This window comes from Bifidobacterium sp. (assembly GCF_022647885.1).
Taxonomy (GTDB): domain Bacteria; phylum Actinomycetota; class Actinomycetes; order Actinomycetales; family Bifidobacteriaceae; genus Bombiscardovia.
On sequence record NZ_JALCLM010000001.1, the window covers coordinates 1,147,497 to 1,166,243 of the forward strand.

At 48.3% G+C, this 18,747-nt stretch carries 17 protein-coding genes; 6 read left to right on the forward strand and 11 right to left on the reverse strand.

What is annotated here, in order from left to right; all coding sequences use genetic code 11:
- The first annotated feature begins 35 nt into the window (after positions 1-35).
- The 6 genes from LKI20_RS04960 to LKI20_RS04985 all read left to right on the forward strand — a co-directional run bounded on the left by LKI20_RS04960 (position 36) and on the right by LKI20_RS04985 (position 6,746).
- A complete protein-coding gene (locus LKI20_RS04960) occupies positions 36-851 on the forward strand; it encodes a DedA family protein (RefSeq protein ID WP_434734940.1) in 816 nt (271 codons plus the stop codon).
- Entirely contained in the window at positions 841-2,475 is a 1,635-nt protein-coding gene (gene arc, locus LKI20_RS04965; RefSeq protein ID WP_434734941.1) for a proteasome ATPase, read from the forward strand. The genes LKI20_RS04960 and arc overlap by 11 nt, the downstream gene beginning before the upstream one ends.
- On the forward strand, positions 2,472-4,118 hold the full coding sequence (gene dop / locus LKI20_RS04970) for a depupylase/deamidase Dop (protein ID WP_291771036.1): 1,647 nt from the start codon (positions 2,472-2,474) through the stop codon (positions 4,116-4,118). Before arc ends, dop begins: the two co-directional genes overlap by 4 nt.
- A gap of 43 nt (positions 4,119-4,161) precedes the next feature.
- On the forward strand, positions 4,162-4,989 hold the full coding sequence (locus tag LKI20_RS04975) for an inositol monophosphatase family protein (protein WP_291771038.1): 828 nt from the start codon (positions 4,162-4,164) through the stop codon (positions 4,987-4,989).
- A gap of 78 nt (positions 4,990-5,067) precedes the next feature.
- Entirely contained in the window at positions 5,068-5,253 is a 186-nt protein-coding gene (locus LKI20_RS04980; protein ID WP_291771041.1) for a ubiquitin-like protein Pup, read from the forward strand.
- Positions 5,253-6,746 (forward strand): proteasome accessory factor PafA2 family protein, encoded by a 1,494-nt coding sequence (locus tag LKI20_RS04985; RefSeq protein WP_291771044.1) that lies wholly within the window; start codon positions 5,253-5,255, stop codon positions 6,744-6,746. The genes LKI20_RS04980 and LKI20_RS04985 overlap by 1 nt, the downstream gene beginning before the upstream one ends.
- 109 nt (positions 6,747-6,855) lie before the next feature.
- On the opposite strand, the gene LKI20_RS04990 is transcribed toward LKI20_RS04985, so the two are convergent.
- From LKI20_RS04990 to LKI20_RS05040, 11 genes are all read right to left on the reverse strand, one after another.
- Positions 6,856-7,137 (reverse strand): HU family DNA-binding protein, encoded by a 282-nt coding sequence (locus LKI20_RS04990; RefSeq protein WP_034252119.1) that lies wholly within the window; start codon positions 7,135-7,137, stop codon positions 6,856-6,858.
- Between the two features lie 411 nt (positions 7,138-7,548).
- On the reverse strand, positions 7,549-10,017 hold the full coding sequence (locus LKI20_RS04995; RefSeq protein WP_291771049.1) for a lysylphosphatidylglycerol synthase transmembrane domain-containing protein: 2,469 nt from the start codon (positions 10,015-10,017) through the stop codon (positions 7,549-7,551).
- A gap of 26 nt (positions 10,018-10,043) precedes the next feature.
- The gene (gene purB / locus LKI20_RS05000) at positions 10,044-11,504 is read right to left on the reverse strand and encodes an adenylosuccinate lyase (RefSeq protein ID WP_291771053.1); all 1,461 of its coding nucleotides are present in this window, start codon (positions 11,502-11,504) and stop codon (positions 10,044-10,046) included.
- 51 nt (positions 11,505-11,555) lie between these two features.
- The gene (locus tag LKI20_RS05005; RefSeq protein WP_291771056.1) at positions 11,556-13,040 is read right to left on the reverse strand and encodes an alpha/beta hydrolase; all 1,485 of its coding nucleotides are present in this window, start codon (positions 13,038-13,040) and stop codon (positions 11,556-11,558) included.
- Positions 13,040-13,399: a hypothetical protein gene (locus LKI20_RS05010; protein WP_291771059.1), complete on the reverse strand. Its 360-nt coding sequence runs from the start codon at positions 13,397-13,399 to the stop codon at positions 13,040-13,042. The genes LKI20_RS05005 and LKI20_RS05010 overlap by 1 nt, the downstream gene beginning before the upstream one ends.
- A 106-nt stretch (positions 13,400-13,505) precedes the next feature.
- Positions 13,506-14,078, reverse strand: coding sequence for a DUF6466 family protein (locus LKI20_RS05015; RefSeq protein WP_291771062.1), 573 nt, complete (start codon positions 14,076-14,078; stop codon positions 13,506-13,508).
- Positions 14,075-15,106, reverse strand: coding sequence for a vWA domain-containing protein (locus LKI20_RS05020; RefSeq protein ID WP_291771065.1), 1,032 nt, complete (start codon positions 15,104-15,106; stop codon positions 14,075-14,077). The genes LKI20_RS05015 and LKI20_RS05020 overlap by 4 nt, the downstream gene beginning before the upstream one ends.
- On the reverse strand, positions 15,103-16,227 hold the full coding sequence (locus LKI20_RS05025; protein WP_291771067.1) for a vWA domain-containing protein: 1,125 nt from the start codon (positions 16,225-16,227) through the stop codon (positions 15,103-15,105). The genes LKI20_RS05020 and LKI20_RS05025 overlap by 4 nt, the downstream gene beginning before the upstream one ends.
- Entirely contained in the window at positions 16,191-16,718 is a 528-nt protein-coding gene (locus LKI20_RS05030) for a hypothetical protein (RefSeq protein WP_291771070.1), read from the reverse strand. Before LKI20_RS05030 ends, LKI20_RS05025 begins: the two co-directional genes overlap by 37 nt.
- Complete coding sequence (locus LKI20_RS05035) at positions 16,711-17,670, reverse strand: DUF58 domain-containing protein (RefSeq protein WP_291771073.1); 960 nt, start codon at positions 17,668-17,670, stop codon at positions 16,711-16,713. The genes LKI20_RS05030 and LKI20_RS05035 overlap by 8 nt, the downstream gene beginning before the upstream one ends.
- Positions 17,667-18,740 (reverse strand): AAA family ATPase, encoded by a 1,074-nt coding sequence (locus LKI20_RS05040; RefSeq protein WP_291771076.1) that lies wholly within the window; start codon positions 18,738-18,740, stop codon positions 17,667-17,669. The genes LKI20_RS05035 and LKI20_RS05040 overlap by 4 nt, the downstream gene beginning before the upstream one ends.
- Positions 18,741-18,747 lie beyond the last annotated feature (7 nt).

The following is an 18,747-nucleotide window of genomic DNA, read 5'->3' on the forward strand; positions in this document are numbered from 1 at the left end:
TCTGATTGTCTGAAATTGCTGGGACAATGGCCAACATGAATCCAGACGCACTAGTTCTGGCCGCGCCTGTCTGCACAACTGGCGAATCCGGCATCATAGGTGCAATGACCAATTGGCTGGTCAATTTAATGGAGCAAGCGGGGGGTATCGGAGTTGGCACTGCAATAGCTTTAGAATCCGTTTTCCCACCAATTCCCAGTGAAATAATTCTCCCACTTGCAGGGTTTACAGCTGCACGGGGAAGGCTCTCGATCGTTGAAGCGATCTTGTGGGCCACAATCGGTTCTGTTGTTGGGGCATGGGTGCTGTATGGAGCATCTCGCCTGATCGGTCTTGAACGGATCAACGTTATTGCCGACAAGATACCTGGTACCAGTCGCAAGGATGTACAAAAAGCCGACAGATGGTTTGTGAAATATGGTACGTGGTCGGTGCTATTTGGACGAATCATTCCTATCGTGAGATCACTGATATCGATTCCAGCTGGGCTGAATAAGATGGGATTCCTACGTTTTACAGGTTGGACCGTGCTTGGTTCAGCTGTATGGAATACATTGCTGATTTCGTTGGGATATGTTTTAGGAGGGCAGTGGTGTTCAATCCTTGGAGTGCTCAGTATTTTCGAAAATATCGTTATTGTAGTTATCGCCTGTGGAATACTTCTGCTGATTGTGCGTTGGTTGCGTAATCTTGTTCTTGAGAAGCGTCAAGGCTCACAGCTACCAGATGCGGATGCTACCAGACACAACAGTGTCGACGTTGGCACTTCAAAGCGTTCGGGCACTATGAGCTCACCGGAACAGCATGAAGATGGAGGCAATTTCAGTGGAGCAAAGCAAGGTGGTGACTGAGAATCAACATGCTGGTGTTGAGCATGAGCAAGCACAGCAATTACAGGAATTGCGGGATTTACTAGACACCAGCCGTGAGAAGAACCATGCTCTAGCTAAGGCTCTGACGAGAGCAGGACATGAGCTAGGCAAGGCAAAATCTCAGTTGATGCAACAAACTCAACCTCCATTGACCTTTGCGGTGTTACTAAGTATCGACAGCATTCACACGGATGAGCAAGGCGTGAGTCATGCCAATGCAGAAGTGCTTTCTGGCTCACGACGCATGATTGTGCCCGTCTCATCAATGATTGATACTGCACATTTACAGCGCGGTCAACTCGTATTGTTAAATGAGAGCCTTGTGCTGGTGCAAACCAGAGACACGCCTGTTACTGGTGTGGTTCGCAGCGTGCAAGAAATCATTGATAGTCAACGTGTAATCGTTACAGACGTATCTGGTACCTCAACTGTGGTCACCTGTGCTCAGGGTTTAACATCAGCATCCTTAAAAGTCTCAGATCGAGTGATACTCGACAATTCTCAACATGTTGCATTAGGAATGCTCCCATCCGAGGACAATAGTGACCTTGTTCTTGAAGAAACTCCAGATGTGACCTTTAACGATATTGGTGGTTTGGACGAGCAAATAGAGCGCATACGTGACGCAGTGCAATTGCCTTTTCAACATCGTGCGCTGTTTGAACGCTATAGTTTGCGTCCTCCTAAAGGGATTTTGCTATATGGCCCTCCAGGAAATGGCAAGACTATGATTGCCAAGGCAGTTGCTAACAGCCTTGCAGAAGGCAGCTCTGCTGGATCAGGTGTTTTTCTTTCCGTAAAAGGTCCAGAGTTATTAAACAAATTTGTCGGAGAATCTGAGCGAATCATCAGAGGTATCTTCAAACGTGCTCGTGAACGTGCGTCCAGTGGCGCCCCAGTGATTGTTTTTATCGATGAGATGGACTCTTTGTTGCGTACACGAGGAACGGGTGTCTCCTCTGATGTAGAAACCACCATCGTGCCACAGTTCCTAGCAGAGCTCGATGGTGTCGAGTCACTCGACAATGTCATGGTTATTGGTGCCTCGAATCGTGTAGATATGATTGACCCTGCGGTGCTACGCCCTGGCCGTCTCGATGTCAAAATTCGTGTGGATCGGCCTCATGCTCAACAGGCAGACGGTATCCTTCGCCACTATCTGACAGATGATCTGCCCCTTGGCGATATGAATCATGCAGATGTACTGGTTGCTGAACTAGTCAAAGATATTTACGCTCGAAATAATAGCCGACATGTGTGTGACGTGAGTGATGAGCAAGGTGTGTGGACCTCAATCTACTTCGGAGATTTGGTATCTGGCGCCATGCTGCGCAACATCGTAGACCGAGCTAAAACTCAAGCAGTCAAGGCATCCATTGAGCATGGTGTAGATATTGCTTTGGACGCACCAATGTTTGCACAGGCGATTCGGGACGAGTTTCTTGAGACTGTTGATTCGGTATGTGATGCTGATCCCACTCAATGGGCACGGATTACAGGTCTTGGTGAGGGACGTGTGGTACGTATTGTGCCACGACAAGACTCGGTAAGTGATGTGACAGGTGAAGAAGCGCATATTACAGCAGAGAACGAGGCGCTATGAGTGTGCATCGGGTGATGGGCACAGAGACTGAATATGCTGTTTCTGACAGCGCAGCTAGTGGCTATGACCCAATTCACCTGTCATTTGATGTGGTCCGAGGTGCGAGCGATGAGCGCAGCAGACATATTCGTTGGGATTACCGGCAAGAGGATCCTATTAATGATGCTCGGGGTACGCGTCTTGAACGTGCCGCAGCCCGTCCTGAAATGCTTACGGATACGCCGTCATTGCACATTACTAACGTCATAGCACCTAATGGTGGGCGAATCTACGTAGATCATGCTCACCCCGAATACTCCTCACCTGAAAGCACTAATCCTTTTGAGGCAGTAGCTTATGACGCTGCTGGCGATGCGTTGATGCGAGTTGCAGCGCAGCAGGCTACTCGGTTAACACATAAACAGATAGTGCTGCATCGCAATAACGTTGATGGCAAAGGTGCTAGCTGGGGTAGCCATGAAAGTTACCGGAGTTTGCGAGCTGTGCCATTTGCTGTAGTTAGCAAGATGATGACTGCACATTTCGTTACCAGACAGCTGTTTACTGGTTCAGGCAGAGTGGGTGTAGGTGAGCGCAGTGAATATTCGGGATATCAATTAAGCCAAAGGGCTGACTATATACACACACCGATTGGACTTCAAACGACATTTGACAGACCAATCGTTAACACGCGAGATGAATCTCACGATTGTGGCGAATACCGACGTCTTCATGTAATTGTTGGTGATGCAAATCGCATGCAAGTTCCTCAACTGTTGAAATTAGGCACCACTAGCATGTTGCTGTGGCTTACTGAACATGCCCAGATTGTTGGTGTAAATCTTCAGGAGTTGCTTGACGAAGTAGAATTCTCAGATCCTGTGCGTGCCTTGCATCAGGTATCTCATGATCTTTCTTTGCATCAAGCTTTGAATATGCGTAATGGTACTCAACTCACTGCATTGCAGATCCAAGAGCGTTTATATGATGCGGTTTGTGTAGTTGCACGGCGAGTGTATGGCACAGACGGAACAGACGAGGTGCTCTGGCCAGATACTGCTACACGGAGCATTATGGTGATGTGGCGTCGTTCGTTGAATGATGTGATGCATATTGCCTCGTGCAGTGCAACGCAACGATTATCGCTGGTAACTGAAGCGTCGCGTTTCGAATGGTTATTAAAATGGCAATTATTGGAAGGTCTTCGCCGCAGATACTACCCAAATGTATCTTCTTCAGATCAATACGGCTGGAATGATTCGAAACTTCGAGCCTTAGATTTGTCATGGGGATCGTTGCAATCGGGCGCATCGGTTTTTGAAAAAGTTGTAGCTCGTTGCGACTGCCCAGTGAGCAAGGAAGCTATTGCGATTGCTGAGCGTCAGGCACCGCCTGATACTCGCGCATGGCTGCGTTCTCGATTACTGGATGTATTCCCAGATGAGGTGGTGGCGATGTCGTGGAGCAGTATCACTGTACGAGATTGCATCAGCACTCAGTCAGGCGCTTCTAGCACATTGCGTAGTTTTGATACTTCAGACCCACTGGCATATGGAAAAGAGGAAGTCGAATCGATATTGATTTCCTCGCAACATGCTGCGCAAGCCTTGACGAGATGTGAAATGGAGCATCACGCACACAGCGCAACGCTACATCATACGTAATGTGTATTATTTCAGAGGACAATAGATTAGAGGGGGAGCGACCATGGAATTGCGTGAACTGACCACACGAGTCGCACAAGTGGCGATTCAGGCAGGTTCATACGCTTTGCAAGATCAGGTAAATCCTCATGATCTCAGAGCTTTACACCCCCAGCAAGAACGCCAATACACCTCTGAAGTTGACGATCGACTGCTGCGATATTGTCGTGAACGGATTGCTAGTATTGAGCCTTTCGACGGCTTTTGGGAAGACGAAGGCAGCGATCGCGAGATCGGGAAAAAGTATTGGTGCGTTGGGCATATAGATGGTGTGATTAATTACGTGAGGAATATGGCTGAATGGTCAATAACCATATCCCTTTTCGAAGTTGGCGAAGATGGTGAGGCCACTCCTATTCTAGGCATTGTGCATGCTCCTGCTTTGGGATCGACGTATCTGGCAGCTAAGGGTCAAGGAGCTATTCGGATTCGACGTACGCCAAACGGCGAAAAGAGGGAAAAGGTTATGCCCTCAACGACTTCTTCACTTAACGGTTCTGTGGTGAGTTTTGGCATGTCATATTTCCCTAAAGAATCCAAACGGGCTTTACGCACGGCGGGTTCGTTGGCGGGCAAACCTGCGGATATTAAGCGAATAGGACCAACGTCCTTAGACTTGTGCAAAGTCGCTGATGGCACTTATGATGCGTATTTTGAGCCGACCTTGCACTCTTGGGATATTCCTGCGGTGTCAGCAGCTATGGTGGTGGTTTGCGAAGCTCAAGGTCAGATTGAGCAGTGGAACGGTGATGGACTCCATTGGGATCGCAACAACGATGTAGTCGCGTCCAATGGTTTGATTATCGAGGATTTGAGACCATACTTGATCTAGTGTGCTTAGCTGTTCATAATTAGGGTTCTGGTTGGGGTCAAAGACTTGAAAGCTTTTATAAACAAGGGGTGAAGCAAAATGCCACAGGAACATATACAGCGCAATGCACAGCAGCAGCCACAGGAGCTTCAAGAATCGATTGAAGAAGAACGCAGCCAGCAACAAGTACAAGACCTTGATGCTGTTCTCGACGATATTGAGTCAACGTTAGAGAGCAATGCTGAGGAGTATGTCAGTAGTTTTGTGCAGAAGGGCGGGCAGTGATGCCGCAACTGCGCGGTTCAAGGCATGTCTCCAGAGCGGATGAATTTGTTGAGGATATACACGACAAAGGATTTTCACGAATTTTCGGTATTGAGACTGAATATGGAGTGAGCGTTACTGAAAACGAGAAGCCGGTCGAGGCCAGCCAAGTCGCCATGATGATGTTTCAACCTGTGGTAACACGCTCTCGCTCCACGAATACCTATCTTTCGAATGGGGCAAGGCTCTACCTTGATGTCGGTTCTCACCCTGAGTATGCGACAGCAGAGGCGCGTACGCCGATGCAAGCTCTATCTCAGGATCTGGCAGGGGAGCGCATCATGGGGCGCCTGGCTCTGGATGCGCAGCAACAGTTAAGACAACAGTACGGTAACAACACCACCATCCATGTATTCAAAAACAACACGGATTCTTCCGGTAACTCTTTCGGCTGCCACGAGAATTATTTATTGCGTCGTTTTGTGTCTTTGCGGACCATCGAACGAGAGCTGATACCCTTCCTAGTGACGCGACAGCTGTTCACAGGTGCAGGTTTGCTTGGCCCCGAGGGATTTGAACTTTCACAGCGTGCCCGTTTTCTTGATGATGCGGTTTCAAGCGCGACTACTCGTTCTCGACCCATGGTTAACACACGAGACGAACCACATGCAGATCCAGATCATTACCGGCGGCTTCATGTGATTGTTGGAGATTCCAATCGCTCACAGATTGCCACTTGGATGAAATTAGCAACAACACATTTGGTACTATCGGTAATCGAAGAAGCTGTTAGCAACGAAACGAACTCTGTTTTTGAACCCTATGCATTGTTGGATCCTGGCACAGCAATCAGCACGGTTAGCAAGGATATAACAGGAAAATCGTCAATTCAGCTTGCCGACAGTGTATCTGGTGGCTCGACGAGCTGCGCTTTGGATATTCAGCGAGTCTATTTGCAAGCTGCGCAATCCTTCGTATCAAGACATGCTGCAACGATGAACAGTATTCTTCCTGATGCGGCGCAAGTGTTGGAGCTATGGGAGAATGCCTTGGACACCATAGATTCGCATCGGTGGCGTGATTTATCGTCTTGGGTTGATTGGGCTGCGAAACTCAGCTTATTCGAACGTATACGAGCACGATACTCTTCGAAGCAAGAGTATGCTCAAGCTCGAGCTCAGCAGATCGACTTTGAATATCACGACATCATCAACGGTGTAACGTACCCGGCATTATTGCATCACGGGGCAATGAGATCGCTGTTGAGTGAAGAAAGCATCAGAAAGTCTGTAAATACTCCGCCAGATGATACGCGTGCAGCACTTCGTGGAGCATTTGTTGAGAAGGCTTTACGTAGTGATTTCCTATGGGCATGCGACTGGACTCATATTTCTCTGGCTTCTTCAAACAGGATTGAAGCTGAGATGCTTGACCCCTTTAGTGCAACCGCCAGTGAGGATTATCGTGCTGTTATGGCAGCAATGGATGAGCCTAAACCACACAGCAATTGGTGATACCAGTAAATGAGCTCAGACCTTCGTGGATAAGAGATAAACAAAAACCCCGATTCACACCTGTGTAATCGGGGTTTTTGAACTGGGCTCTGTGAGGAGAGCGAAGTAATTACTTGACTACAGCCTTCTTCAGCAGTGAGCCTGCGGTGATACGAACACCGTAGCTTGCTGGAATCTTGATGGTCTCGCCTGTGCGTGGGTTGCGGCCGGTGCGTGCGGCACGCTTCACGCGCTCTGCTGAAAACAGACCAGTGAGCTTCAGACCTTCGCCTGAAGTCAGGGACTCAACGAAAACGTCTTGGAAAGCATTGACTGCTGCTTCCGCTTGTGCCTTGGTCAGGTTTGACTTCTGTGCGATCTTCGAAACGAGATCAGACTTGTTGTATGCCATAAAGCATCCTTCTGTCGGGGGTCCCCTTCCTAACTGGAAACCCAACTGTCAATCCGATACTAGCGCAGATTGCTTGAAACTGCTGTATTCAGCAGGGTTTTCGCAGCATTTTTTGGCTTCAGGGAAGTTTGTGTAAATCTCGAAGAGGAAAAATCATCATACTCGAGCATTTTTGCTGTTGAATGATGTTTGAAACTCGATTGTGTAGGGATTTCTGGCGCATGATGGAGTATACAAGAAATGAGAATGGCGTGATTGCAGTCTTTATGAGATTGAGGCAAAGGACGTCTTTGTTAAATCCCTACACAAGTGTTACAGATCATGAACATGCCACGTGATACTCACAGTCGCATGGGGTGTAGAAGCAGAGAATTGACGATGTAGAGAAGATGATGAGTACGTGCGTGTTGTTTAGACAAGATTGTGAGCGTTGAGCCACTTCATTGCCAGCGCGCCTAATGGAATTCTCAGCCAGTAGGTGGCTACTCGGAATAGCAGCGTTGCAGATAGCGCAACAGCAGTGGGAACTCCGAGGCCTGAGAAACCAAAGGTGAGCGCTGCCTCAACCGCTCCAAGACCACCAGGGGTAGGCACCGCAGAGCCGAGAGTATTCGCCAACATAAAAATGAATGTTGTCTCAAAGATATTGGTTGGATATCCGAAAGCCTTTAATGCCGCCCAGAAGCTTAAACCGAATGCCAAGCTCTGCAGCAGAGCACCCAGTGCACTCATAATGAGCTGTTTGGGTTGGGTGAGTACATCAAGAAGCTGGCGCGCATATCCGGTGATGATAGGCAATAATTTATCAATGAGGAGTTTCCGAATCGGTGTTATAGCCATAGATAGTGAGGCTACGATGGCGATAACACCTAACACAATTACTAAAGTGTTGGTCGGGATCATACTGGAAAACGAGTTGCGCCCTGTGAATACACCAATCAGAATCAACAGCAAAAATGTGGTTAAAAACTGTACAGCAATAACTGCACTCATAATTGCTGTGGCTATGGTGTTGCGATAGCCACTCTTCCTAAGAAACTGTAAGTTAACGAAGGCTGGACCAACGCCAGAAGGCATAGAAACGGCGGTAAAGCTCGCCGCTACTTGCGCCATGAATATTCCTAGATAATTTCGTCGGTCAGCATCCATAAAGGCACCTAAGCTGATGCCGCTACCAATCCAAGCGAATATGCCGAAGACAAAGCACAGCACCGCCATCCATGGTTCTGCATGGGATATGGCATAAATTACTTGCTGCAAATTAAGCTGAGTGAGCACTACTGCAACTGCTATAACTAGCAGAACTAAAGCCATAAATGAGCGTAAATTGAAGCGCGTTAGAGTCACAGGCTCAATTGCTTCGCTAACCTCTTCAGATGTCAGTGCACGAATATCGTTACGCAGCTCAGCAAGCAAATGCTTATCCCATCCGGGCAATGCTTTTGTAGCTGCCGGCACAGCAACCTTCTGTAGGAATGGGATAAGTCCTATTAGCATGTCATCGCCCCACACTTGTTTGGCGATATCAACGGCACGATCATGACCAATTGTGCAAGCTAACAAAGTCAAGAGCTGAATGCGGTCAATTGACTCATTGGCACTAGAACTAGCGAAATCACCGTTCTGCCAACCAGCGATGCAGAATTTCCCAGTGGCATCATGAGCTATTGATTCTGGGGTAATACTTCTGTTGGTGTAGCCATGTTCAAGTGCTGTATCTACGAAGTGTAAGAGTTCCTTGACGCTGCTGTCGCTCAGCGTAGACAGATCAGTCGAACTCAAGGCAGCGTCGGATTCCAGCACTAGGATGGATGACTCTCCACTTTCAGCAACCCCATAAGGCTTAACTGTGGTCAGACCGAGATTGCGCAGACCAAGAAGCATCGCAAAGTGATGTTGTGTAGTGTCTTTGACCGACCGGTCACGCCTCATAGATATACCTGAGAATTTTAACCACTGCCACAGTTGCATCAGATAGCCCGCGGTATACTTCTGGGCATCAAGTACTGAAACCGTATACGTTTTGCCTTTGGTATCTTCTACCTCGTAGATACGAGAACCCTCCACAAGGTCATCATGTAGCGATGGTTCAGTACCGAAATGGTTCGGCGATGCTGGAATTTCTACAGCTCGCAAGGCGTTGACGGTTATCCCAATGGACTTTAATGACTGAACTATGGCTGATCCCCATGCGCCTTTATTTTGAGTTCCCGCGAGGAAACGAATACCTAAACCAACAATGCGCCCGATGCAGAATGAGAGCAACACCCCACTGAGAGCGTTTGCGGAAAGGGCCACAACAACAACTGCCGTAGCGTATAAGAGGTTCCATCCCCATTTCACGCTGCCCCTAAGCCTCCGTGGCCCAGCAGCGCTGAGGAAAGCTCCTATTCCAGCGTAAATATCTGGAAGGAGTGCTGCCCCACTAATCATCACTGAGGGGCTCAGCGCATTGATAATCGTCTCATTCCCAGAGTGAACAATAAAGGTTGAGATAGCCCAAATGGCACCATATCCGCAGAATAGCGCTATGGATGAGGTAATGGATTGAAGATATTCACGAGTGAATAGCAGATGGAAGAGCACCATCAGTACCACAACGATAGTGGTGAACTGCTGGAGTAGCGACGTGGGTAGGTCATACAGCCAATCGAGTGCTTGACTTGCAGTATGCACATCAGACTCAATACCTTGCGTTACTCCCCGAAGATACACAGCAATCAGCACAACGAGTATGCCCGCTATGAGTGTGCCTATGATGCGCACTAAATCGCCCAAATCGCGTACTCGTTCAGGTGGGGTGTCGTTAATACGCGATGATAATTCAGTCGCATCCGCTTCGACGATGGTGGTGTCGTCGCCGCTGCTATCCGTGTTCATGCTTGTTTCTGTTTCCTCCAGAGCACTCATCGCGTGGCGAAATCAACCAAGCTATCCGCAATTCCTGTGTATGTTGCAGGCGTAAGGTTTCTCAGTCGTTGCGCCGTTTGTGGATCATAGTTCAGCGAATCAATGAAGGACTGCACATCTTGTTGGCTGATGTGGTGCCCGCGCATCAATTCCTTGACTTGTTCATATGGATTATCCATACCTTCTTTGCCGAGAAGAGCTTCTGCTCGCATTGCTGTCTGGATAGGCTCACCCAAAACCTCCCAATTGTTGTTGAGTTCTTCCTCAATAACAGCAATATTGGGATGAATGGCCTGCAATCCGCCGAGTAAATTATTGAGCGCGAGCAGGCTATATCCTATCGCAGAGCCGACATTGCGTTGGGTCGTGGAATCCGTCAAATCTCGCTGCCAACGCGATTCAACAAGTGTTTGCGCGAGCGTATCGAGTAGAGAGCAAGATATTTCCATATTTGCTTCGGCATTTTCGAAACGAATCGGATTAACTTTGTGCGGCATAGTGCTAGAACCTGTGGCACCCTTTACTGGTTCTTGCGCAAATACACCGCGTGAGATATACATCCAAACATCCACGGCGAGATTATGCAGAATCCGGTTAACATGAGAAATCGTTGAATAGACCTCAGCTTGCCAATCATGAGATTCGATCTGCGTAGTCAGCGGATTCCATGTCAGACCCATGCGATTCACCACGAATTCGCGTGAAACAGCGGCCCAGTCAACCTCAGGATATGCTGCAAGGTGAGCTCCAAAGGTTCCTGTGGCACCATTAATTTTGCCGAGGTAGTCCTGCTGCTCCAAGTGCTTGAGTTGACGGTTGATCCGGTATACATAAACGGCGAGCTCTTTGCCAAGTGTGGTGGGTGTTGCGGGTTGACCGTGTGTGAGGCTGAGCATTGCTAAGTCGCGGTACTGCTGTGCTCGTGAACCTAACAAATCTACAATCGTTTGCACATTTGGTACCCACACAAGTTGCACTGCATTCTTGATGCAGCGGGCGTATGAAATGTTGTTAATATCTTCGCTGGTGCAGGCGAAATGAACCAAAGGTTTGAGACGGGAGAGCTCTGTTTGCGCACCAAGTGTTGCACTAGCGTTATCAAGTCGCCGATCAATGTAATATTCAATTGCTTTGACATCATGATGAGTTTTAGCTTCTATTTTGGCTAATTCTTCAATGCTGTCCGCATCAAAATCTTCGGGAATTGCACGCAAATATGCAATTTCTTCTGTTGTAAAAGGTGTAACGCCACCGATAATCGCAGCTTGGCTGTCTGGGTGCGCAGCGTCATTATCAAAACCGTTGGCGAGGAGAATCATCCACTCGATTTCCACGCGCATACGTTCTCGGTTTAAGGCTGCTTCGCTCAGATATTCGACCAGGGGAGCGGTTTGGGAATGGTATCGCCCGTCAAGAGGGCTCAGTGCGATTGCTGGGCTGATATCAGTGATCTTCATGCGATAAAGCCTACTCGGAGCCGTAAACGTGAAAGTGAGTTCGTCGTGGTTCTAGGGCACCATGCGACCTTGAAAATACAGACTTTCCTGTAGCTCACCACTAATTGTTTTACAAAAGTGTTCGTCGTGTTCTTCGGTATCGGGGGCACCGAGATCTTGAGCAGATTGCCAAGTAGCACGTTGATAATTCATACCGTGTGGCAGCTCCTTATTGTCGCCACTGTTCAGCACTGTTGCCGCCATGTATTTCGATACTGTGGCAGTAGTTACTGATTTAGGCTGTACTTTCCCTCGTACTGTGATCCACGACTGACGAGTCGGGTTGGGTGCACCATCTAATGCCGATACCAATTCGTCTTCGACTTCAACGCTGGTAACCCAGGTTGAGCTTGGGATAGGGTGGTTGGCTATTGGCGAGCCAGCAGTAACGATGTGTTCGATACGGTATGCGACATTACTCTGCGAGGCTAAGGTAGCTGCCACTATGCCTCCTTGGGAATGCCCTACCAACGCAACTTTATCTTGTGGTTGTATCCCAGCCTGTTCCATTGCTGAAAGTACGAATCTGGCGCTCGCTGCTTGCATTCGTTGATTGTCATTGTCACTCATAAGCTGCACATTTTGTGCCCAACCCAAGGGCGAATCTGTTTCGGATTGTGTTCCTGGTATGGTCACTAACCAACTGTTGCCACCTGAATCATTACGGTATCGCTGAATGGAAAGAGTCGAGTGTGGCAAACCCGAATATGTTGGGTCGCTGAGTGTATCAAGGTGCTCAAGTGCGGCGCTTACCGAATGAACCTTCTCAGATGCGACCTTACTTGGTGTGAGTTGAGTGACCCTTAAATTATCTGACTGGAGACTCCATGCAACACCTTGTGCCAGTGGTGCCAAGCGGCTTGCTGCACGATTACTCTCATTACTGTGCATAAGACCAGTGACGAGGGGAAAGGTTGGTATCTGGCCAATTCCTTGTGCTACAGCGGCGACCACACCTTCATGAGCCCAAGCTGTGCCACTTACAGCATATGCTCCGTTGTAGCTGCCTTCTTTGAGTGCTCCATATGCAAGGGACGTGCCTGCAGAAATAATTCCTCCCAACACAGACCCAACAGGTGAAATAGTGACAGTGCTTTGTATAGCACGTCCGATGAAGGCCAATGTTCGATATTCTGCATCCGAATACACTCCACGGGCACGCCACAGTAGTTGGGCTATGTTTGTGCAACGCTGCGCTAGATCATGAGTTCTTCGTGCCTGAGTGTTGCATGCAGAAATTAGTGATTGCACATTCATGGTGCTGTGTTGGATTATGCTTCGATTCACGTTGTAGAACTCAGGTGAGTTGCCAGACGTGCACCACACTGCTCTGGATGCAAGAGAGCCTATTTGTAGTACTGCACAGGACCAAGCGTTACCCAACACTTCGAGTTGTCTGCCAACTTGGTAGAGTGCTTGTGCGTGACTGTCTAAATCATCAAGATTCACTTGTGTTTGGTGGGTGTCTCCGTATACCGATGCTGATACTTCCCACATTAGAGTGCCCTGAAATCTGGCCGTTGTCCAAGTGTTTGAGCACCTTCAGCGATGGTGTGCAACGAGTTTTCGAGAGATATAATTTCTTTACGAAAATATTGAGCCGCTGAACCCTGCCATGATATGCGTTTTGCAGAGGCGAGAGGCAGTTGGATATCTTTGACCGTGAGATTGCAATCAGCAATAATCCTGGCAAGTATTATGCGACATTCCTGCGCTGCACGCTGACATTCACAAGTGAGTATTACCGGCTCAGAGAATTGATTAGCTGTGTCGCCTTGCGGTATACGCGTATAACTTCTCGATGTATTAGTGCTTCGCCGTGCAGCTGAGGTGTTGTATCTGTTGCTCATAATCATATTTCAGCTGATATTGAGGTACTAACTGTTATACATCGCATTGAGTGGTCGAATATGTAATCGATTCAAGTGATGTGGATATCTTTGGCGCAAGTGTGAAGACTAACTACCAGGGCTTCACGTTCTCGCTTGTGCTGGTGTTACTTGATGACGATGATGCACTCGGAGTAGGAGTTTGTGTTGCCTGATTTTGCTTGAGGAGCTCTTGAACTTTCTCTCGCTCCTCCTGAGACAAACCAGAAGTTGATGAACTAGTGCTCTTTTTATCAGTTTCGGCCTGATTACTGTCAGAGGATGTGGTTGAGGATTGTTGTGCTTTGAGTGCTGACGTAATCAGCGCTGTTAGTTTGCGCGAGGTTTCAGCATTATGCTTGATGGTGTTGTTTGTTGTCGGTAATAATATTGCTGACAATGCCTGCGCATCAGCGAATTGTGAATCCGTCTGTTCCTGTGAGCTTTTTAGCATAGCCAAATCGGCTGTGTCTTTCTTCGCTGTCTTGATATTGCTGACAAGACTTTGTGTAGCCTGGTTATACGTGTTGAGAGCAATGGCATTGCACGCTGCAATTATGCCAATTATGAGCACTAGTGCAGCCACAACATACAATCCCAAGCGGAGCGCTAAAGGTCCTTTGCTCTTGGCGGCTGAAGCCTTGCTATTGCTGGTTGTTGTGCTCATAGCATTCTCCTTGAAGTTACTAACCATGCAGCAGCCTCCCAAAGCAAGAGTATGGTCAATGCAATTGCAAAAGGCCAGATTAATGGTGCTGTGACAATGCGCTCTTTAGGGGTTATTGTCAGTCGATATTGTTTCGACGCTTCTGCGGATGCGCTATTCGCCAAGGTATGGTTTGCATCCAACGCGATGTATCTGCCACTCATTTCGTCAGCAATGGCTTTCAAATTCTTGCTGTCCATCTTTGAGATACCGGGTTGTTTAGTGCTTGGATCAATAACCCATTGCTGGCCTGTACTGGAGCCCGTGCTATCGGTTACTGGAATTTTTCCGCCCTCGCTAGAGCCAACTCCAACGGTAGTGGCATCGTCAAGGTATTGACGTAGTGAAGAGAATGAACGTCTTGTTTCTGTGCTGGTCTGTTCGCCATCAGATATGTAATATACGATGAGCGCATCATCTGGATGCTGAGTTCGTGCGGCTTTGAGCTGGATTAGCAGCTGGTCCAAAGGAGCGTCCAAATTTGAACCTGACGATGCAAAAGTCGATTCAGTTGAAAGCGTTTGAGCCCAAGTGTCAATAGCATTGCTATCTGGTGTTAGAGGAACATCAAGTGTGCCACTAGCGCCGAATCGGATACCTGCGAAACTCGCATCAGGATAGAGCTTCGTAATGCTTTGTATAGCTTGAACTGCTGCATCCTTACGAGTAATGGTGGTATCAGAATCGTAGTGGGCATCGTTAACAGCCATAGATCCCGTGACATCAACAGCGATGAACACATCAGTGGCGTTCACAGCCTTGCTAGTGGTGCTGGTCACCATACTGGGCGTGAGTGTCATAACAGCGAGTACAAGAGCTATTGCGCTTCTGCGCGCGCAAGCCCAAACCGTGGTATCTGAACTGGTGCCACGACGTCGATAGAGCACAATACCTACTATGGCTACCACAAGTAATGCGGCACAAATGATTATGGCTGGAATCCAACCTAGAGCTGGGGCAAATGTGAAATTTCCTAGCACACTGTTCATCGTCTAAGCCTCCAAACAGTGATCGCATACCCTATAAAGAGGATAGAAATTACCAACACCCACCATCCAGGCGCATCTAGGAGACTGGACTGTGAAGCCTGTTGAGATTTACCTCCGCGTCTGGTATCAATCTCCCTGACGAGTTCATCTATAGACGCACCTGATCGCTCGCTCAGGAATACGCCGCCGTCACTCTCGATCTGGTTCTTCATTGCTTTAGTAGTCGAATCATTGAGGCTTGCATCAGGTCCGGCAAAAATACCGTCCACGCTGATTTGAGCATTTTTCGCAAGATCTAGAGCCTGTTGGAGTGTATATTGCGGCGTGCCTGAAACTACATTGTCGGTCGCTAAAACGATAGAAGCAGAGCGTTGTGTGCTATTGCTGTTCTGCGTTGAGCTGCTGTATCCAAATCCAGGGAGCATCGCAGCACAACTGACGAGCCCATCACCAATCAACGAGGTTTGATCTTTGATGTTTTGGGTACCATCGAGCCAATCAGAAATTTGTTGATATTGTTTGTCGCTCATCTTATCGATATCGTCTTGTGACTGTACTCCTCCCAGTATTTCCTTTGCTGATGACAGCTGTTTAGTAACCAGGGAGTAGTCATCGGTCAAAGGGAACACGGTGCGTGATGTGGAATTGAAAATGCTCAGACCTATTCGCTCACCTTGGAACTGAGATACAAGATCCAAATAGGTAGAGATGATTTCGCGGTCATAGGGGAGTGTAGATCCCGAGACGTCTAGGCAGAGCACAATGTCACGGGTGTTGGACTGTTCATCTTCTGAATTCACAGTTGAGGGACGCCCAATGAGTGCGACGCTACTAATAATTGCCAAAGTGAGTAGAGCGAAAGCTATCCGCTTTAGTGTGGTCCATAGGCGGTATTGACGAGAGACTTCTTCGTTATGAAGATCAGCGCTGATGTTCCAGCTGAATGCATCTTGCTTCGGGTCCGCAGCTAGCGGGCGTCGCCGAGAACGGAACCATACAACTACCAGCAGTACCAAAGCTATCAGAGCTGCTACCAGCATGGCCCAGGGCCAACGCCAAATTAATAAAGCATTCATTGAAGTGTTCACCGCCCCCAACGATCTATCAAATTCAATACCCATCCTGACGCTTCATCAACGCTGGTCTCACGAGCTTGGGCATTGATTAAGGCATCTGCAAATTCTGGTGGGTATAGGGCTGCGATGGTTCTTCTGAGCATATCGAGTCCGCGTTGCTGAGCATTGCGTGCTTCGAGATTCAAATCAAGTAAAGTGTGAGAGGCCATATTCCTTCCAGTCGCGTTGGAAGCGAAATCTCTCGCGGTTTGTGCCAAGGCCAAAAAAGCCTCTTCTTTGGTGATGTCTTGGTTGTCATAGGACTTCACGATCTCATTAACCTTAATTCTCCAAGGGTTTGAGCGTGCTTCACTACTGTGTGAACTGACGGTATGTATTTTTGTCTTGCGAGGACGGCTTAAGTATTTAGCGAGAATGATTAATGCACATGCTGCTAGAAGGCATAACAATAGTCCAGACCAAAAAATGACTGGTGAATATTGTTCTAAGACTGTCAGCTTTGAGACATCAATGCTCGCCAAAATGGAATTACTCATTCTTTCCCCCGAGATTCAGCATCTTGGGTGTGAGCAGATGATTGCGTCCTGAGCGTGTGAGGCTCGAAGAAATAATCCTGATAAATTCGCCAAACATCAGCTCACTCGAAGCGCAATGCAGCAGCGTTGAACCTGCATGGTCGAGTTCTTGCCGTAGAGCCGCAGTTGCGAATCCACGATGTGTTTGAACTGCCGTAACCACATCTGGTTGAGATAGAAAAGCAGGTACGCGACGACCGTCGCGCGCATTAATCACATGTCGGTATCCCGAGGGCCTGCTGAAAGGATTAATAGTTGCAATATCGACAACAACAATCGGATGGCTCTGTGCTAATCGTTTAATAGCGTGTAATTGCTGGTCTCCAAGAGCAGTTTCGTCTGTGGCCAGCACTACTAGAGCATTGCGGTCCTTTATGGTGTTGGCATAGTCCAAAAGAGCGTCAATGTGCCGGGGATGCTTCATCTGAGAATTAAGCGAGTTGTCAAGACGATGCTCGAATTCGGTGAAACCTCCGCTGAATTGCATTCGGGTAATGCTGACAGCATCTGCCAGTACTAGAGAAATATCATCAGAGCGTCGCAAACATAATGCTGCGAACATCGCCAATGCGTTAGCTGCTACATCAATGGCACGTTCTCCGCCAACACAGCTACCACTCATTTCACGACCAACATCAAGAAGCATCCACACTCTGCTGGTGGTCAGACGCTCGCGTTGAGCAATCATCGGACGACCAGCACGGGCGCTGCTCTTCCAATCAATGAAGCGAGCTTCATCGCCTGACTCGTAGGCACGAATATCCATCGTGTCTCCCGTGCCACCTAAGCGGTGAGAAAGATGCTCCCCTTCTAACACTCCTAGAGCTTTGCGTACTGTGGGTAAGGAGAGCTTGATGCCAAGGGCTTCGATTTTTCTGCGAACCGGATCCCTTGAATCTTGAGCTGAACTCATGGTACGGGCACCGCCTGAAGCATAGAATCGATGACTTGATCGCTGGAAACATCGTCGGCCAGAGCTTCAAAGGTCAACAGAATGCGGTGGCGAAGTACCTCATGTGCAAAGAGCTTGACATCCTCGGGTACAACGTAGTCACGTCCGGCAATCAAGGCATTGGCTTGCGCGATACGTACTAATGCAATCGATGCACGTGGGCTCGCGCCTAGACGCACCAGACTAGACAAACCTTGTATTGGGTGTTTTCCAGCGCCACGACTCGTGGCGACTAAATCTACTGCATACTCGACAATAGAGTCCGAAATATGAACTCTTCTCGAAGCAGATCTGAGGAATTCAACATCAGCTATGGAAATAATATCGTCTTGTCCTAGGCGTTGATATTCAGGGGTATCAGAGCCACGTTCAGCCAGCAGATGGAGCATACGTTGCTCTTCATCAGCTGTGGGGTACGTCATTTGTGACTTCATCATGAAGCGGTCCATCTGAGCTTCAGGAAGATTATACGTGCCCTCTTCTTCGATAGGGTTTTGTGTAGCAATTACCATAAAAGGCTTAGGCAGTGTAATGCGTTCACCGCCGATAGTGGTGTTGCCTTCGGACATAGCTTCAAGCATCGCTGACTGTGTTTTGGCGTTAGAGCGGTTGATTTCATCCAACAACACGAAATTTGCGTGAATGGGACCGATGATTGTGGTGAATTTCTGTGCAGAGAAATCAAAGACCTGAGTGCCAACCAAATCTGATGGCATTAAGTCGGGTGTGCACTGCACGCGTTTGAAACTGCCAGAAACTGATGTTGCTAGAGTCTGCGCGGCTGTTGTCTTGGCCAGTCCAGGGACAGATTCGATCAAAATGTGGCCCGCGGCAATCAAGGTGACAATGAGCGAATCGCGTAGATTGTCTTGCCCCACAAGCGTGCGTGCGAAGCGTGTGCGGATTTTACCTACTAAATCGCGGGTTCTGTCCAAATCTGCACGGCTGAGCGGACTCTTCTGCCCTGGTTCAGGTGAAGGCAGCTTCGGTTGTGAAATACTGTTCTGCGGTTGCACTGGGAATAAAGCCATAGACAAC

What these genes read in the sequence shown, in the direction of transcription:
- LKI20_RS04985 (WP_291771044.1), top strand. Translation starts at nt 5,253, where the DNA reads ATGCCGCAACTGCGCGGTTCAAGGCATGTCTCCAGAGCGGATGAATTT.
- LKI20_RS04995 (WP_291771049.1), bottom strand. Translation starts at nt 10,017, where the DNA reads ATGAACACGGATAGCAGCGGCGACGACACCACCATCGTCGAAGCGGAT.
- LKI20_RS05010 (WP_291771059.1), bottom strand. Translation starts at nt 13,399, where the DNA reads ATGATTATGAGCAACAGATACAACACCTCAGCTGCACGGCGAAGCACT.
- LKI20_RS05005 (WP_291771056.1), bottom strand. Translation starts at nt 13,040, where the DNA reads ATGTGGGAAGTATCAGCATCGGTATACGGAGACACCCACCAAACACAA.
- LKI20_RS04980 (WP_291771041.1), top strand. Translation starts at nt 5,068, where the DNA reads ATGCCACAGGAACATATACAGCGCAATGCACAGCAGCAGCCACAGGAG.
- LKI20_RS04975 (WP_291771038.1), top strand. Translation starts at nt 4,162, where the DNA reads ATGGAATTGCGTGAACTGACCACACGAGTCGCACAAGTGGCGATTCAG.
- LKI20_RS04990 (WP_034252119.1), bottom strand. Translation starts at nt 7,137, where the DNA reads ATGGCATACAACAAGTCTGATCTCGTTTCGAAGATCGCACAGAAGTCA.
- purB (WP_291771053.1), bottom strand. Translation starts at nt 11,504, where the DNA reads ATGAAGATCACTGATATCAGCCCAGCAATCGCACTGAGCCCTCTTGAC.
- LKI20_RS04960 (WP_434734940.1), top strand. Translation starts at nt 36, where the DNA reads ATGAATCCAGACGCACTAGTTCTGGCCGCGCCTGTCTGCACAACTGGC.
- LKI20_RS05025 (WP_291771067.1), bottom strand. Translation starts at nt 16,227, where the DNA reads ATGGGTATTGAATTTGATAGATCGTTGGGGGCGGTGAACACTTCAATG.
- LKI20_RS05035 (WP_291771073.1), bottom strand. Translation starts at nt 17,670, where the DNA reads ATGAGTTCAGCTCAAGATTCAAGGGATCCGGTTCGCAGAAAAATCGAA.
- LKI20_RS05020 (WP_291771065.1), bottom strand. Translation starts at nt 15,106, where the DNA reads ATGAACAGTGTGCTAGGAAATTTCACATTTGCCCCAGCTCTAGGTTGG.
- LKI20_RS05040 (WP_291771076.1), bottom strand. Translation starts at nt 18,740, where the DNA reads ATGGCTTTATTCCCAGTGCAACCGCAGAACAGTATTTCACAACCGAAG.
- LKI20_RS05030 (WP_291771070.1), bottom strand. Translation starts at nt 16,718, where the DNA reads ATGAGTAATTCCATTTTGGCGAGCATTGATGTCTCAAAGCTGACAGTC.
- dop (WP_291771036.1), top strand. Translation starts at nt 2,472, where the DNA reads ATGAGTGTGCATCGGGTGATGGGCACAGAGACTGAATATGCTGTTTCT.
- LKI20_RS05015 (WP_291771062.1), bottom strand. Translation starts at nt 14,078, where the DNA reads ATGAGCACAACAACCAGCAATAGCAAGGCTTCAGCCGCCAAGAGCAAA.